Here is a 17,322-nt window from a genome sequence, read left to right as displayed (position 1 = left end):
AAAGCCGAATGTCCGACCTGCATGATCTATCCGAGCGTCGCGCCCGCCTGAGCGACGCGCAACGCGCGCAACTGGCACAGCGGCTGCGCGGCAGCGGGGCCGCGCCTGCTGCGCCGCACATCGAGCGCATTGCCGCGCGCGAAGCGGCACCGGCCTCGTTTGCCCAGCAGCGGCAATGGCTGATGTGGAAGATGGACCCTGACAGCGCCGCCTACCACCTGAGTGGCGGCTTGCAGTTCGACGGCACGCTCGACGTGGTGGCGCTGCGCGCTGCGCTGCAGGCCTTGGTGGCCCGGCATGAATCGCTGCGCACCGTGTTCTGCGAGGCGGCCGATGGCAGCCTCACGCAGCAGGTGCAGCCGTCCGGCAACGACATGCTGCAATGGCTGGACCTTGGTGGGCGCGATGCTGCAGCGAGCGAGGCGATGCTGGCCGAGGAAACGCATCGCCTGTGCGCCATGCCGTTCGATCTCGAACACGGACCGCTGCTCCGGCTCAGCCTGTTGCGGCTTGCCCCTGACCAGCATCGCTTGCTGGTCGTGATGCACCACATCGTGTCCGATGGCTGGTCCACCCAGCTGATCCTCGACGAGCTGGCCACGCTTTACCGTGCGCAACGTCAGCGCATCGCGTCGCCCTTGCCTGCGCTGCGGGTGCAGTATCTCGATTTTGCGTCGTGGCAGCGCCGCCTGCTCGATGGCGGCGAGCGCCAGCGTCAGCTGGCCTACTGGCGCGCCCAACTGGGCGAGGACCAGCCGGTACTGCAGTTGCCGGTGGATGGCCTGCGGCAGGCCGACGCGCGCTATGCCCAGGCGCAGGTATGCGTACCGTTGCCGGCATTGCTGGGCCAGGCGCTGCGTCAGTGCGCGCAAGCGCAGGGTGTCACGCTCTACATGTTGTTGCTGGCAGGCTTCCAGGCGCTGCTGTATCGCCATACCGGCGAGACCGACCTGCGCGTGGGCGTGCCCACTGCCAACCGCCATCATGCCGACACCGCCGGCATCGTCGGCTTTTTTGCCAATACCCAAGTGCTGCGCGTGCAGCTGGCGCCGCGCACCACGCTGGCCGAATTGCTGGCGCAAACGCGCGATGCGGCGCTTGGCGCCCAGGCACATCCGGACCTGCCGTTCGAGCAGCTGGTCGAAGCGCTGCAGCCCGAGCGCAGCTGGGGCGTGTCGCCGCTGTTCCAGGTGGCGTTCAATCACCTGCGGCACGATCGCCGCGCACTCTCCGGCTGGCCAGCACTGCAGGTGACGCGGCTGGAGCTGATGCAGCCCGCCGCGCAGTTCGAGCTGACGCTGCAGACCTTCGAGGACGAAACCGGCCAGGTCGAGCTGCAATTCAAGTACGCCGCCGAATTGTTCGAGCCGGCAACGGCGGAGCGCTGGGTTGGCCACTACCTGCGCCTCCTTACCGCCCTGGCGGACCAGCCAGAGCTGCCGGTCGAGGAGGTGAACCTCCTGGCGCTGCCCGAAGCCGCGCAACTGCAGGACTGGGGTGCCGTACGCAACGGCAGTACCACGCAGTCGCCATTGCACCGGCTGTTCGAGCACCATGCGGCCAGCAGGCCGGATGCGCCGGCCCTGCGCTGCGAGGATGCTGCCCTCGACTACGCGGAGCTGAACCGCCGCGCCAACCGGTTGGCGCACCGGCTGATCGCGCTCGGCGTGCGCCCCGAAGTGCGGGTCGGCCTCGCCGTGGCGCGCTCGGTTGAGCTGGTTGTGGGGCTGCTCGCCATCCTCAAGGCAGGCGGCGCTTATGTGCCGCTCGATCCGACCTATCCGCAGGAGCGCCTCGATTACATGGCGCAGGACAGCGGTATCGCGCTGCTGCTCACCCAGCACGAGCTGGCGCCGCGCTTTGCCGATCAGGCTGGCCTGCAGGTGCTGGCGATGGATACGCTGGACCTTGCCGCCGAATCGACCGACAACCCGGGCGTGACGGTAGCGGGCGCCAATCTTGCCTACGTGATCTATACCTCGGGCTCGACCGGCCGGCCCAAGGGTGCGCAGCTCACGCACGACAACGTGACGCGGCTGCTGTCCGCCACCGCACCGTGGTTCGGCTTTGGCCCTGGCGACAGCTGGACCCTGTTCCACGCCTATGCCTTCGATTTCTCGGTGTGGGAGATCTTCGGGGCGCTGTGCAGCGGGGGCCGGCTGGTCGTGGTGCCGTACTGGGTCAGCCGATCGCCCGAGGATTTCCTCGCCTTGCTGGTGCGCGAGCGTATCACCGTGCTGAACCAGACGCCGTCGGCCTTCGGGCAGTTGGCCCACGCGGTGGAGGTGGTGGGCGGCAGGCCCGAGCTGGCACTGCGCTATGTGATCTTCGGTGGCGAGGCGCTGGAGCCGGAAACGCTGCGCGGCTGGTTCGCGCGCTTTGGCGACGATACGCCGCAGCTGATCAATATGTACGGCATCACCGAGACCACCGTGCATGTGACCTACCGCCGCATCACCAGTGCTGACCTGGGTGCCGGGCGCAGCCCGGTGGGCGTGGCGATACCGGACCTGGGCGTGCGGGTGCTTGATGGCGCGCTGAACCCGGTGCCGATCGGCGTGCCGGGTGAGCTCTACGTGAGTGGCGCCGGCCTGGCGCGCGGCTATCTTGATCGCCCGGGGCTCAGCGCCGAGCGCTTCGTTGCCGACCCATTCGATGCGCTGGGTGGGCGGCTCTACCGCAGTGGCGATCTGGCGCGCTGGCGCGCGGCGGGCGAGCTGGAATACCTGGGGCGGATCGATCACCAGCTGAAGATCCGCGGTTTTCGCATCGAGCTGGGCGAGATCGAGGCGCAGTTGCTGGTGCAGCCTGCCGTGCGCGAGGCGGTGGTGCTGGCGCGCCCGGCCGTGGCCGGGCCGGAGCTCGTCGCCTATGTCTCGGCGCAGCGCGATCATGCGCCCGATATTGCCGTGTTGCGTACCGCGCTGGCTCAGTCGCTGCCCGACTACATGGTGCCGGCGCGCTTCGTGGTGCTCGATGCGCTGCCACTGAATGCCAACGGCAAGGTCGATCGCAAGGCCTTGCCCGAGCCGGATGCCGTCGCGCGCAGCCACGTACCGCCGCAGGGCGAGGTGGAGGAGGGGCTGGCGGCAATCTGGACAGAGGTGCTGGGCCTTACGCGGGTAGGGCGCGACGATCACTTCTTCGAGCTGGGTGGCCATTCACTGGCGGTGCTGCAGGTGCAGACGCGTGTGCAGCAGCGGCTCGGCGTGAAGTTGCCGTTGTCCGACTACTTCCGTCAGCCACGCCTCGCCGAACTCGCGGCCACGCTGGCGGCGAACCGCGCGGCCAGCGTGGGGGCAGATACCGCCGCATTGACGCAGATGCAGGCCTTGCTCGACACGCTGGAAGGCTAGCCGCATGGCTATCCCCGTTCGCGATCCGGTCATTCCGGGAGGTGCCGCTGGTGCCTCCTGTCCGCCATGCCGCGCCTGAACCTGCTTGCCCGGTTGCGCATCGCCCACCCATTGCTCCATCCATCGCAGGCCCCGTCATGACCTTCGACAAACACGACATCGCGCAGCGCTTCGCCCGGCTGCCGCGCGCCAAGCAGGCCGTGTTCCTGCAAGCCCTGCAGCAGCAGGGCCTCGACTTTTCCAGCTTGCCCATCGTACCGGCGCCACACGCTGACGACGCGTTGCCGCTGTCGTTCGCGCAACTGCGGCAATGGTTCCTCTGGCAGCTGGAGCCACAGAGCACCGCCTACCACATCGCTGGCGCGATTCGCCTGCGCGGCCCGCTGGCGCACGATGCCGTGCAGGCGAGCTTCGCCGCCATCGTTGCGCGCCATGCGGTGCTGCGCACGGTGTTCCGGCCTGGGGCCGAAGGTGGTGTGGTGCAGCATGTCCGTCCAGCTGCGGCGCCCGATCTGACCGTGATCGACTTGAGCGAGCTCGGCGCCGAGCGGCGCGAGGATGAGGCGTTCGCTGCAGCACAGCGCTTCAACGCCATGCCGTTCGATCTGACGCAGGGCGCTTTGCTGCGGCTGGGACTGATCCAGCTCGCCGCGGACGATCACGTGCTGGTGGTGGTGATGCACCACATCGTGTCGGACGGCTGGTCGATGCAGCTGCTGGTCGACGAGTTCGTCGCGAACTACCGCGCGCACTGCGACAGCAGCATGGTGCAGCTGCTGCCATTGCCGATCCAGTACGCCGACTACGCCGCCTGGCAGCGCAACTGGCTGGATGCCGGCGAGCGCGAGCGCCAGCTCGGCTACTGGCGTGAACAGCTGGGCGAGTCGCAACCGGTACTGCAGCTCGCCACCGATCGTCCCCGCCTGCCCAGCGCACGGTATCGCAGTGCCAGCCATGCGGTGATACTGCCACTCCAGCTCGCGGCCAGCCTGCGCCTGCGTGCGCAGGCCGAGGGCGCGACACTGTTCATGGCGCTGCTGGCTGCGTTCCAGGCGCTGCTGTATCGCCATACCGGCCAGGGTGACCTGCGCATTGGTGTGCCTACGGCCAATCGCCAGCGCGAGGAGACGGCCGGGCTGATCGGCTTCTTCGTGAATACCCAGGTGCTGCGTGGCCGGCTCGATGGCCGCACCGGTCTTGGCGCGTTGCTGCAGGCCACGGCCGAGGCCACGCTCGGGGCACAGGCGCACCAGGATCTGCCATTCGAGCAACTGGTCGAGGCGTTGCAGCCCGAGCGCACGCTTGGTGTCAGCCCCTTGTTCCAGGTGATGTTCAACCATCAGCAGGGTGATTTGCGTGCGTTGCAGCAACTGCCGGAGCTGGCGCTGGAGGACTATCCGCTTGGTGGGCAGGCAGCGCAGTTCGAGCTGGTGCTGACCACGCACGAGCACGATGATGGCAGCCTCAGCCTGCGCTTCGACTACGCCGCCGAGCTGTTCGAGCCCGCTACCATTGCCCGCTGGGCCGAGCACTACCAGGCGCTGCTGGCGGCGATCGCCGATACGCCGCACCTGACTGTTGGCGACGTTGCGCTGCTGGGTACTGCCGAGGCTGGCAACCTTGCGCATTGGGGCCGCAGCCACGCCAAGGTGGCGGTGCAGGCCCCTGTGCCGCAGCTGGTCGAGCACCAGGCTGAGAGCCGGCCCGATGCCACGGCGATCATCCTTGGCGGCGAGCGCCTGAGCTATGGCGAACTCAATGCCCGTGCCAACCGGCTGGCGCACCGGCTGATCCAGCTGGGTGCGGGCGCGGAAACCCGCGTCGGCGTGGCGATGACGCGCTCGCTCGATCTGGTGATCGGCTTGCTGGCGGTGTTCAAGGCAGGCGGTGCCTATGTGCCGCTCGATCCAGCCTATCCAGCCGAGCGGCTCGAATACATGATGGCCGACAGCGGTATCGCGCTGCTGCTCAGCCACGGTACGCTGCTCGGGCAGTTGCCGCAGCTCGCTGGCCTTACGGTACTGGCGCTGGACGAGGCCGACCTGGCCGGCGAGCCGGCATACAACCCCGGCTTGCCGGTGCACGATGCGCAGCTGGCCTACGTGATCTACACCTCAGGCTCCACCGGCCAACCCAAGGGCGTGGCAGTGGCGCACGGTCCGTTCAGCATGCATTGCCAGGAAACGGCGCCGTGCTACGACATGGATGCACAGTCGTGCGAGCTGCACTTTTTGTCGTTCTCCTTCGATGGCGCCCATGAGCGGCTGTTCACGGCGTTGTGCTGCGGTGCCACCGTGCTACTGCGCGACGACGCGCTGTGGAGCGCACAGACCACGCTGCGGGCGCTGGCCGAGCATGGCGTAAGCAACGCGGGTTTCCCGCCTGCCTATTTGCGCCAACTGGCCGAGAGTGCTCGCGAGGACGGCCATTGCCCGCCGGTGGCGCTCTATTCCTTCGGCGGCGAAGCGATGCCGCGCGAAGGCTACGATGCCGTGCGCGCCCATCTGCGCCCGCAACGGCTGATCAATGGCTATGGCCCCACCGAGGCGGTGGTGACGCCCGTGCTGTTCAAGGCCGATGCCGATCGCGGCATTGATTCGGCCTATGCCCCGATCGGCCGGCCGATGGGTGAGCGCAGCGCCTATGTGCTCGATGCCGATCTGAATCTGGTGCCGCAGGGCGGCACGGGCGAGCTCTACCTCGGCGGCCTGGGCCTCGGTCGCGGCTATCTCGGTCGACCCGGCCTCACTGCCGAACGCTTTGTCGCCGATCCGTTCGAGCAAGGCGGCCGCCTCTACCGCACCGGTGATCTGGTGCGCTGGAATGGCGATGGCCAGCTGGAATACCTCGGCCGCATCGATCATCAGGTGAAGATCCGCGGTTTCCGCATCGAGCTGGGCGAGGTGGAGGCGCAACTGTTGGCGCAACCGGGCGTGCGCGAGGCGGTGGTGGTGGCGCAGGGCAGCCCCGCTGGCGCGCGGCTGGTCGCGTACGTGGCGGGGCAGTCACTGGCTTCGTCCGCACTGCGTGCGGCGCTGGCCGCCCGCCTGCCGGACTACATGGTGCCGAGTGCGCTGATGGTGCTGGCATCGCTACCGCTGAACCCCAACGGCAAGGTGGACCGCAAGGCCCTGCCTGCGGTGGAGCTGGGCGGCGATGCCCACTACGAAGCACCGCAAGGCGAGATCGAAACCGCGCTGGCGGCGATCTGGGCCGGGCTGCTCGGCATCGAGCGTGTCGGCCGGCATGACAACTTCTTCGAATTGGGCGGCCATTCGCTGCTGGCGCTGGGCTTGGTCGAAGCGGTGCAGCGCCGCGGCTGGGTCATGGAAGTGCGCGCGCTGTTTCAGCATCCGCAACTGGCCGAGCTGGCTGCGGCGATCATGGTGGCGGAGACGGTGCCCGCCGTGGTGGTGCCGCCCAATGGCATCCCCCCGGGTTGCACCGCCATCACCCCGGATATGCTGCCGCTGGTGGCGCTGGAGGCGGCGCAGCTCGATCGCATCACCGCGCTGGTGCCGGGCGGCGCGGCGAATATCCAGGATATCTACCCGCTGGCGCCACTGCAGGAAGGCATCCTGTTCCATCACGCACTGCAGGCGCAGGGTGACGTGTATGTGACCACGCAGGCACTGGCTTTCGACAGCCGCGAGCGCCTGGAGCACTTCGCCGCCAGCCTCGACGCAGTGATCGCGCGGCACGACATCCTGCGTACCTCGGTGCTGTGGGACGGCTTTGCCGAGCCGCTGCAGGTGGTATGGCGCGAGGCGCCACTGCGGCTGCAATGGCTCGACATCGCCGCAGGCGAGGACGCCACTGCGCGGCTGGCGCGCCATGTCGATGCCGTCCATTACCGCATCGATGTACAGCGCGCGCCGCTGATCCACGCCATTGCCGCACACGATGCCGCAGCCGGGCGCTGGCTGCTGCAGCTGCCCTGCCATCACCTGATCACCGATCACACCACACTGGAGCTGCTGGTCGAGGAGATCGACCTGATCCAGCGCGGCGACCCACTGCCACAGCCGGTGCCATTCCGTGATTTCGTTGCCCAGGCGCGGCTCGGTGTGAGCCAGGCTGAGCACGAGGCGTACTTCCGCAAGCAGCTTGGGGATCTGGCCGAGCCGACAGCGCCATTTGGCCTGCTGGATATCCAGGGCGATGGTGGTGATCTCGATACTGCCACATCGCCGCTGCCATCTGCGCTGGCCGCTGCGGTGCGCGAGCAGGCACGGCGCCATGGTGTGTCGGCTGCCACGCTGTGCCACTTGGCATGGGCGCTGGTGCTGGCGCGTGCCACCGGCCGCCGTGATGTGGTGTTCGGCACGGTGCTGTTCGGCCGCATGCAGGGCGAGGGTGCGCGCCGTGCGCTCGGCCTGTTCATCAACACGCTGCCGCTGAGGCTCGACGTCGGTAGTGATGGCGTGGCCGATGGCCTGCGCCAAGCGCACCAGCGGCTGGCGCAACTGCTGCGGCACGAGCACGCCAGCCTGTCGCTGGCGCAGCGCTGCAGTGCACTGCCCGGCGGCACGCCGTTGTTCTCGAGTCTGCTCAACTATCGCTACTCGGCGCACGACGCAGCGGCACCCGCCCAGCGCTGGGAAGGCATGGAGATCCTGGCGGCGCGCGAGCGCACCAACTATCCGCTGACGATCTCGATCGACGATCTGGGCGATGCGTTCACGCTGGAGGTCCAGTCCGCCCGACCGGTATCGGCGCAGCGCGTGTGCGATGACATGGCCGCCGCGCTGCAGGCACTGAGCGATGCGCTCTCCACCCAGGCGGCACGGCCGCTGTGCGACATCGTGCTGCACGGCGATGCGGAGCGTGCCGCGCTGCAGCGCTGGAGCGTGAATCCAGAACGTCATCCGGGCATGCAGCCGGTGCACCGGCTGTTCGAGGCACATGCGCGCAGCCGGCCCGATGCCGTGGCACTGCTGTTCGGCGACACTGCGCTCAGCTATGCCGAGCTCAACCGGCGTGCCAACCAGCTGGCCCATCACCTGATCGCCCAGGGCGTGCGGCGCGAGGCGCTGGTCGGTGTGGCGGTCGAGCGCTCGGTGGAGCTGGTGGTGGCGCTACTGGCCATCCTGAAGGCGGGCGCTGCCTATGTGCCACTTGATCCGGACTACCCGCAGGACCGGCTGGCCTACATGGTGGCAGACAGCGGCCTGTCGCTGCTGTTGACGCACAGCCGGCTTGCCGGGCTGATCGAGCGCGATGCCGGCTTGCCATCGCTGACACTCGATACACTGCGCCTCGACGACTCGCCGGCGCACGACCCGGACCTCGCCATCGACGGCGAGCAGCTTGCCTACGTGATCTACACATCCGGCTCCACCGGCCGCCCCAAGGGTGCAGGCAATCGCCATGCTGCGCTCTTCAACCGGCTGGCCTGGATGCAGCAGGCGTACGCACTGGGGCCGGACGACACCGTGCTGCAGAAGACGCCGTTCAGCTTCGACGTCTCGGTGTGGGAGTTCTTCTGGCCGTTGATGGTCGGCGCCCGCCTCGCGGTGGCGGCGCCGGGCGATCATCGCGATCCGGCACGGCTGGTGGCGCTGATCATGCAGCATGCTGTGACCACGCTGCACTTCGTGCCGCCGATGCTGCAGGCCTTCCTCGTTCATCCCGGCATCACTTCATGCACCGGCCTGCGCCGTATCGTCTGCAGCGGCGAGGCACTGCCGCTGGAAGCGCAGCATGGCGTATTCGACCGGCTGCCGTGGGTGCAGCTCCACAACCTGTATGGCCCGACCGAAGCCGCCATCGACGTGACGCACTGGACCTGCCGTGCCGAAGCAGCGGGCCATGCCGTGCCGATCGGCGCGCCGATCAGCCAGACCGCCACCTACGTGCTCGATCCCGATCTCAACCTCGCGCCGCAAGGCGTGGCCGGCGAGCTCTACCTCGGCGGCCTGGGCCTGGGGCGCGGTTATCTGGGTCGGCCGGGGCTCACTGCCGAGCGCTTTGTCGCCGATCCGTTCGATCCAGCGGGTGGTCGGCTCTACCGCACCGGTGACCTGGTGCGCTGGAATGGCGACGGCCAGCTGGACTACCTGGGTCGCATCGATCATCAGGTGAAGATCCGCGGTTTCCGCATCGAGCTCGGCGAAGTGGAGGCGCAGTTGCTGGCACAGCCGGGCGTGCGTGAGGCGGTGGTGGTGGCGCAGCATGGCTTGGCTGGCGCACGCCTCGTCGGCTATGTGTCGGCACAGGCCGGGAGCGAGCTCGATCCGGCCGGGTTGCGCGCCGCGCTGGGCGCGCGCCTGCCGGACTACATGGTGCCCAGCGTGCTGACGGTGCTGGACTCCTTGCCACTCAACCCCAACGGCAAGGTGGACCGCAAGGCGCTGCCGGCGGCGGAGCTCGGTGGTCAGGTGCAGTACGAAGCACCGCAGGGTGAGGTGGAGCAGGCGTTGGCGGAGATCTGGGCCGAGCTCCTGGGCGCCGCACGCATCGGCCGGCACGACAACTTCTTCGAGCTGGGCGGTCATTCGCTGTTGGCACTGCAGGTGGCGGCACTGCTCGGTGAGCGTCACGCGGTCACCGTGCCGGTGCGCACGCTGTTCGACCATCCCACGCTGGCTGCCCTGGCCCAGCCCCTCGCCGCGGCAGGCCTTGGTGGTCAGGACCGCAACCAACGCCTATCTGCAATGAGCCTTCTGCTCGACGAATTCGAGGTCTGATCCATGTCGTTCGACGCATCCCAAATCGCCCATCGTTTTGCCGCGCTGGCGCCGGAAGCCCGGCGCGGCTTCCTCGCCAAGTTGCAGGAAGCCGGGCTCCAGTTCACCGAGCTGCCCATCGTGCCGGCCCCGCGCGAGGGCCGGCTGCCGTTGTCCTACGGCCAGCGCGGGCTGTGGCTCACTTGGCGGCTGGACCCGGACAGTGCCGCCTACAATATGGGCGGCGTGTTGCAGCTCAGCGGCGCGCTCGACGTGGCCGCGCTGGAAACGGCGCTGACGCAGCTGATTGCGCGCCACGAGGTGCTGCGCACCGTCTACCTGGCGGAAGGCGATGGCGAGCCGTGGCAGCACATCCTGCCACCGTCGCCGCTGGCCTTGCCCCAGACTGATCTGCGTGATCTGGCCGATACCGAGCGCGATGTCCGGTTGTTGCAGCTGCAACAGGCACTGGTCGGCTCGCCGTGCGCGCTCGATCGCGAGCCGCCATTCCGCACCGCGCTGTGGCGAACTGGCGAAGCGCACCACACGCTGGGGCTGGTGCTGCACCATATCGCTGGCGATGGCTGGTCGATCGGACTTTTGGTCGACGAACTGTTGGCGCTGTACGAAGCGGCGGCGAGTAACAAGTCCGCCGCGCTGGCGCCTCTGCCCATCCAGTTCGCCGACTTTGCCGTCTGGCAGCGCAACTGGCTGGAGGCGGGCGAGAAGGACAGGCAGCTCGACTACTGGCGGCGGCAGCTCGACGATGGCGAGCATGCGCCGCTGTCACTGCCGCGCCCGCAGACGCCGGCCAGTGGCGATGGTAGCCACACGCTCACGTTGCCGGCGGATACCGCTACCGCGTTGCAACGGCTGGCGCGCGAATCAGGCGCTTCGTTGTTCATGGTGATCGTCGCGCTGCTGCAGGCCACACTGCACCGCCATACCGGGCAGGAACAAATCCGCATCGGCACGCCGATGGCCAACCGGCAGAAGGCGGAGACCCAAGGCCTGATCGGCTACCTGTTGAACCTACAGGTGCTGGCCGGCAGGGTCGACGCGCGCATGCGCTTCATCGAGCTGCTGGCGGCGGTGCGCGATAGCACGCTGGGCGCGCAGCAGCATCCGGACCTGCCGTTCGATGCGCTGGTCGATGCGCTGCAGGTCACACGCCGTGCCGGTGAGCATCCGTTGTTCCAGGTGAAATGCACGCAGCAGGCCGCGACCGAGACCCGTCGCACTGTGGCCGGCTTGCAGATCGAGCTGGCGAGTGCCGCGGCCGGCGAGGCGCATTTCGATCTCAGCGTCGATTTCATGGTCGGCAGCGATGGCATCACGCTGAATTTCGCCTACGCGGCACAGCGGCTCGATGCTGCCACGGTCCAACAACTGGCCGATACGTTGCTGGCCTTTGCCGAGCAGGCGGTTGCTGCGCCGGGCAGTCGGCTCGCCGACTGGGCTGTATCGAGGGCAGCCGGGGCACTGGCGGGGGCGCGCATCGCGCACCAGTACCGCACCGTGCTGGAAGGCTGGGATGCGGCAGTGGCGCGCACGCCGGATGCGCTGGCGGTACAGGACGAGGCACAGGCCTACAGCTATGCCGCGCTTGATGCACAGGTGGCGGCGCTCGCCATGCAGTTGCGAGAAGCCGGCGTCGGGCCGGAAACGCGAGTGGGCCTGCATGCGCCGCGCGGCGCCGAGTTCGTACTCGGCGTACTGGCGGTGCTGCGCGCTGGTGCCGCCTATGTACCGCTCGACGTGGCGCTGCCGGCCGAGCGACTCGCTTTCCTGCTCGGCGATTGCGGTGCCAGGCTGTTGTTGTCCACACAGCCGGAATCGGCACCCGGCGCCGTGCCGGTATTGCCATTGCGCTTTGTCGCAGCGCCTGCCGTGGCCGACGGGTCCTGGCCGGTGATCGCGCCGGAACAGGCGGCCTACCTGATCTACACCTCGGGCTCCACCGGTCAGCCCAAGGGCGTGGTGATCAGCCATGGCGCGCTCGCCAACTACACGCAGTCGGTGCTCGCCGCGCTCGATCTGCCGGAAGCCGCGCGCAATGTGGCGATGGTGTCGACGGTGTCGGCCGACCTTGGCCATACCAGCTTCTACGGCGCGCTCTGCAGCGGCCGCACGCTGCATCTGATCGATGCCGCCAGTGCCTTCGACCCGGATCGCTTCGCCCGCTACATCGCCGAACAGCGCATTGACGTGCTGAAGATCGTGCCCAGCCACCTGCAGGCGCTGCTGCAGGCTGCCCGGCCCGAGGACGTGTTGCCGGCGCACGCACTCGTTGTTGGTGGTGAGGCCACGTCTTGGCCCTTGCTCGAACGCATCGCTGCGCTGCAGCCGGCGTGCCGGGTGATCAACCACTATGGCCCGACCGAGACCACGGTGGGCGTGCTGACGCAGCCGGCTGCCTCGGCCAGCCGCGCCGCTGCTGCGCTGCCGCTCGGCGTGCCGCTGGCCAACATCGAGGCCTGGGTGCTCGATGCCACGCTCAATCCGGTGCCAGCCGGCGCCAGTGGCGAGCTGTATCTCGGTGGTGCCGGCGTGGCGCGCGGTTATCAGGGCCGGCCGTGCCTCACCGCGGAGCGCTTTGTCGCCCACCCTGCTGGCGATGGCGAGCGGTTGTATCGCAGTGGTGACCTGGTGCGCCAGCTGCAGGATGGCAGCCTGGAGTTCCTCGGCCGGGCCGACGACCAGGTGAAGATCCGTGGCTACCGGGTGGAGCTGGGTGAGGTACGTGCCGCCTTGCTGGCGCAGCCCGGTGTGATGGATGCGCAAGTGATCGCCGGTGCTGCTGCCGATGGCCGCGCGCAGCTGCTGGCTTACCTCACACCCGATACGCTGGACCTCAGCGCGTTGCGCGCTGCACTGGCCGCGCAACTGCCGGACTACCTGGTGCCGAGCGCGCTGACCGCGCTCGCGGCGCTGCCGCTGACGGCCAATGGCAAGCTTGACCGCAAGGCGTTGCCGGCGCCGCTGGCGGTCACTGCCACGCAGCACGAAGCACCGCAGGGTGAGATGGAGACGGTGCTGGCCGAGATCTGGTGCGAGTTGCTGGGCGTGGTGCGTGTCGGCAGAGACGATTCCTTCTTCTTCCTCGGCGGCGATTCCATCCTCTGCCTGAAGGCGGTGGCGCGGGCGCGCAAGCGCGGTCTCAAGCTCACCGCCAAGCAGTTCTTCGAATTGCAGACGCTCTCGGCCATTGCCGCCGCAGTACAGCCGGCGACGGCGCCCGCGATGGGCATCCCGAGGCTGCCCGCCGAGCGGCGCAGCCAGTGGCTGCCGCTGTCGTATGCGCAGTCGCGGCTATGGTTTCTCTGGCAACTGGAGCCCGACAGCACCGCCTATCACATCGCCGGCGCGCTGCGTTTGACGGGCGAGCTCGACGTGCCTGCCCTGCGTGCCAGCTTTGATGCGTCGCTGGCACGGCACGAATCACTGCGCACGGTGTTCCAGGCGGCTGAGCAAGGACTGGCGCTGCAGCGCATCCAGCCGGCTGGGCCGCTGGAGATCCCGCTGACCGATCTATCGGCGCTGCTGCCGGCCGAGCGTGATGCCGCGGTACGCCAAGCTGCGCTGGCGGTGAATGCCACGCCGTTCGATCTCACCTGCGGCCCGTTGCTGCGTGCCGCGCTGATCCGCGAGAGCACGCAATCGCATGTGCTGGTGGTGGTGATGCATCACATCGTCTCCGATGGCTGGTCGATGCAGCTGCTGGTCGATGAATTCGCCGCCCACTACCTGGCGCAACGTCAGGGGCCGGCGGCGGCACTACCGCCACTGGCCATCCAGTACGCCGACTACGCGCTGTGGCAGCGGCAGTGGCTGGAAGCGGGCGAGCAGGCGCGGCAACTGGCGTATTGGCGCGAACATCTCGGCGAGGTCCACCCGGTGCTGCAGTTGCCGGCGGACCGCCCGCGGCGCGCCGATGGCCGCTACCGTGGTGCCGATCTGGCGCTGAGCCTGCCCGCTACGCTGGTCGATGCCGTACAGCGCCGCGCGCAGGCCGAAGGCGCCACGCTGTTCATGGTGTTGCTGGCGGCGTTCCAGGTATTGCTGCACCGGCAAACCGGCCAGCCGGACATCCGCATCGGCGTGCCCATCGCCAATCGCCAGCGGGTGGAGACCGAGGGCGTGATCGGCTTCTTCGTCAACACCCAGGTGCTGCGGGGCCGGCTGCATGGCCGCAGCGCCTTGCACGAGGTACTGGCCGAGGCGCGGCAGGCGGCGCTCGGCGCGCAGGCGCATCAGGACCTGCCTTTCGAGCAGTTGGTGGAGGCGCTGCAGCCGCAGCGCAGCCTCGGCAGCACGCCGCTGTTCCAGGTGATGTTCAACCACCAGCGCGGCGACCTGCGTGCGCTGTCCAGCCTGCCGGGGCTGACCATCGATGGCTACCCGCTGTCGGAGCAGGAGGCGCAGTTCGAGCTGACGCTCAACAGCCACGAGCACCCCGACGGTCGGGTCGACCTGCTGTTCAACTACGCGGCCGAGTTGTTCGAGCCGGATACCGTGGCGGGATGGGCGCGGCAGTTGCAAGCGATCCTGCACGCGCTGGCCACGGCGCCGGAGCAGGCCGTGGGTGATCTTCTGCTGTTGAATGAAGCCGAGCAGGCCTCTCTGCAGCGCTGGGGCGTGGCGCCGGTGCTGCATGATGGTTTCGAGCCGGTGCAGGCGCAGTTCGAGCGGCTGGTGGTTGAGCAGCCCGATGCGATCGCGCTGGTCCATGGCGAGGTGGAGCTCAGCTATGCCGAGCTGAACCGCCGCGCCAACGCCGTGGCCGTGCGGCTGATCGCGCAAGGCGTGGCGCCGGATGCGCGCGTGGGCATCGCTGTCGAGCGCTCGATCGGCATGGTGGTTGGCCTGCTGGCCATCCTCAAGGCAGGCGGCGCCTACGTGCCGCTGGACCCGGATTACCCGGCCGAGCGGCTGGCCTACATCATGGCGGATAGCGGCATTGCGCTGCTGCTGACGCAATCCGCTGTGCGCGAAGGCATTCCCGTCCCTGATGGACTGCCGGTACTGCTGCTCGATGCACTGGCACAGGACGAGGCCGCCGCCGATCCGCAGGTGGCCGTGCATGCGCACAACCTCGCCTACGTGATCTACACGTCGGGCTCGACCGGCAAGCCCAAGGGCGTGGGCATTCCTCACGCGGCGCTGCACCAGCACAGCCATGCGTCCATCGGCTTCTTTGGCCTGAGTGCTGCCGATCGCATGCTGCAGTTCTCCACGCTCAATTTCGATGGCTTTGTCGAGCAACTGTTCCCGCCGCTGCTGACGGGTGCGGCCGTGGTGCTGCGCGGCCCCGAACTGTGGGACAGCGCCACCTTCCACCACGAGCTGTTGGCCCGGCGCATCAGCGTGGTCGACCTGACCACTGCCTACTGGCTGGTGCTGGTGCAGGATTTCGCCCGCATGAGCATCCGCGACTATGGCGCGCTGCGACAGGTGCACGCTGGTGGCGAAGCAATGCCGCCCGAGGGTGTGCGGGCGTGGCAGGCAGCAGGCCTCGCGCATGTGAAGCTGCTCAATACCTACGGGCCGACCGAAGCCACCGTCACTGCCTCTGTGCTCGATTGCGCGCCGTATGTGAGCGGTGCCAAACCCATGCCGGCGCAGATGCCGATCGGCGAGGTGCTGCCGGGTCGCGGGCTGCGCGTGGTCGATGCCGATCTCAACCCGGTGCCGCCTGGCGTGCCGGGCGAGCTGTGCATCGGTGGCCCGCTGCTGGCACGCGGCTACGGCGGCCGCCCTGGCCTGACCGCCGAGCGCTTCGTCGCCGATCCGTTCGATGCGGCCGGTGGCCGGCTGTACCGCACTGGCGATTTGGTGCGCTGGCGCAACGACGGCCAGCTCGAATACCTGGGCCGCATCGATTTCCAGGTGAAGGTGCGGGGCTTCCGTATCGAGCTGGGCGAGATCGAGGCACAACTATTGGCCATCACCGGGGTGCGCGAGGCGGTGGTGCTGGCGCAGGAAGGGGCTACCGGCATCCGGCTGCTCGCCTATGCCGCGATCGAATCAGGTTTCGATCTCGGTGGCCCCGCGTTGCGCGCCAACCTCGCCGCAGCCCTGCCGGACTACATGGTGCCCGCTGCCGTGGTGGTGGTGCCACGGTTGCCACTCAATCCCAACGGCAAGATCGATCGCAAGGCGCTGCCAGCGGTCGATGAGGCTGCTGAACAGGTGGCGCCCGTTGGCGAGCTGGAAACCGCGCTCGCGGCATTCTGGGCCGAATTGCTGGGCTTGGCGAGCGTGGGCCGGCACGACAATTTCTTCGAGCTGGGCGGGCATTCGCTGCTGGCGTTGCAGCTGGTGCAGCGCATCCAGGCGCAGTGGGGCGAAACCAGCGTCAGCCTGCTCGACGTGCTGCGCGCCCGGGATGTGGCCTCGCTCGCCGCGGCGATGGTAGCGCGTGCCGAGGACGACGACCGTGATGTGCTGATCGTCAATCGCGATGCCGCTGGCGTGCCGCTGTTCCTGTTCCCCGGCCTTTTCGTGAACACTGCCGAATACAAGGCGCTGATCGGTGCACTGGCGCGGCACAATCCGGTGTACGGCTTCGTCAGCCATGCGCTGACCGCGCAGCGCTGGCGCGATTTCACCGTGGCTGGCATGGCAGCTGATTATGCCGCCTACATTCGTACCAGGGTGCGTGATGGTCGCTGCGCGCTGGCTGGCTGGTCGCTGGGTGGAGAGCTTGCGCTGGAGACGGCGCGGCAGTTGGAGGCCGACGGCATCCAGGTCAGTTTCGTCGGCCTGATCGATGTGGCGCAGCCGCTGGCGCCGAACCGACCGCCGTTGACGCCGCAACAGCTGCAGCTGGTCGATGATACCGTCGCATCGTGGCTTGCTCGCTCCGGCATGCGTGCGCAATGGCAGGCGCTGTTCGAGCGGCTCGCCCCGGCGCAGCGTGACCAGTATCGCTATGAGGTGGCCGATGTCGGCGATGCGCTGCCATGCGACGGTGCCGGCATCCAGGCGCGTGAATACCAGCTGTGGGCGGAGATCAACGTCAACAACGCGGTGGCGCTGCACCGGCATGGCCGCATCGCAGCGCCGCTGCATGCATGGCACGCCGAGCAGACCGTGGCGGCCGGAAAGCGCCGCGCCTGGGCGCGGCATGCCGACACGGTGCGCGAAGTGATGATCGACGGGGTGGGCCACCTCGATATCGTGCGCGCGCCGGCTTTCCTCACAAGCTTTGCCGCAGCGCTGGCGCAGGCCGCGGAACCGCGCGCGGTGGTGCTGTAGCGGGTGGCTGGGCCGGGCATCCGCCCGGCCCGGTGCAT

Annotated in this window: 3 protein-coding genes; all 3 read left to right on the top strand. The window is 68.4% G+C overall.

Features of this window, described 5'->3' with window-relative positions:
* The first annotated feature begins 8 nt into the window (after nucleotides 1–8).
* The 3 genes from FLM21_RS00125 to FLM21_RS00115 all read left to right on the top strand — a co-directional run bounded on the left by FLM21_RS00125 (nucleotide 9) and on the right by FLM21_RS00115 (nucleotide 17,284).
* Nucleotides 9–3,356, top strand: a complete 3,348-nt coding sequence (locus FLM21_RS00125) for a non-ribosomal peptide synthetase (RefSeq protein WP_148713627.1) — start codon at nucleotides 9–11, stop codon at nucleotides 3,354–3,356.
* A 137-nt stretch (nucleotides 3,357–3,493) separates the two neighbouring features.
* Entirely contained in the window at nucleotides 3,494–10,045 is a 6,552-nt protein-coding gene (locus FLM21_RS00120) for a non-ribosomal peptide synthetase (protein WP_148713626.1), read from the top strand.
* Nucleotides 10,046–10,048: 3 nt separating this feature from the next.
* Nucleotides 10,049–17,284: a non-ribosomal peptide synthetase gene (locus tag FLM21_RS00115; protein WP_148713625.1), complete on the top strand. Its 7,236-nt coding sequence runs from the start codon at nucleotides 10,049–10,051 to the stop codon at nucleotides 17,282–17,284.
* Nucleotides 17,285–17,322 lie beyond the last annotated feature (38 nt).

This window comes from Chitinolyticbacter meiyuanensis (assembly GCF_008033135.1).
Lineage (GTDB): Bacteria > Pseudomonadota > Gammaproteobacteria > Burkholderiales > Chitinibacteraceae > Chitinolyticbacter > Chitinolyticbacter meiyuanensis.
The sequence above is the reverse complement of the archived record's forward strand: the minus strand, read 5'-3'. Positions and strand labels throughout refer to the sequence as shown.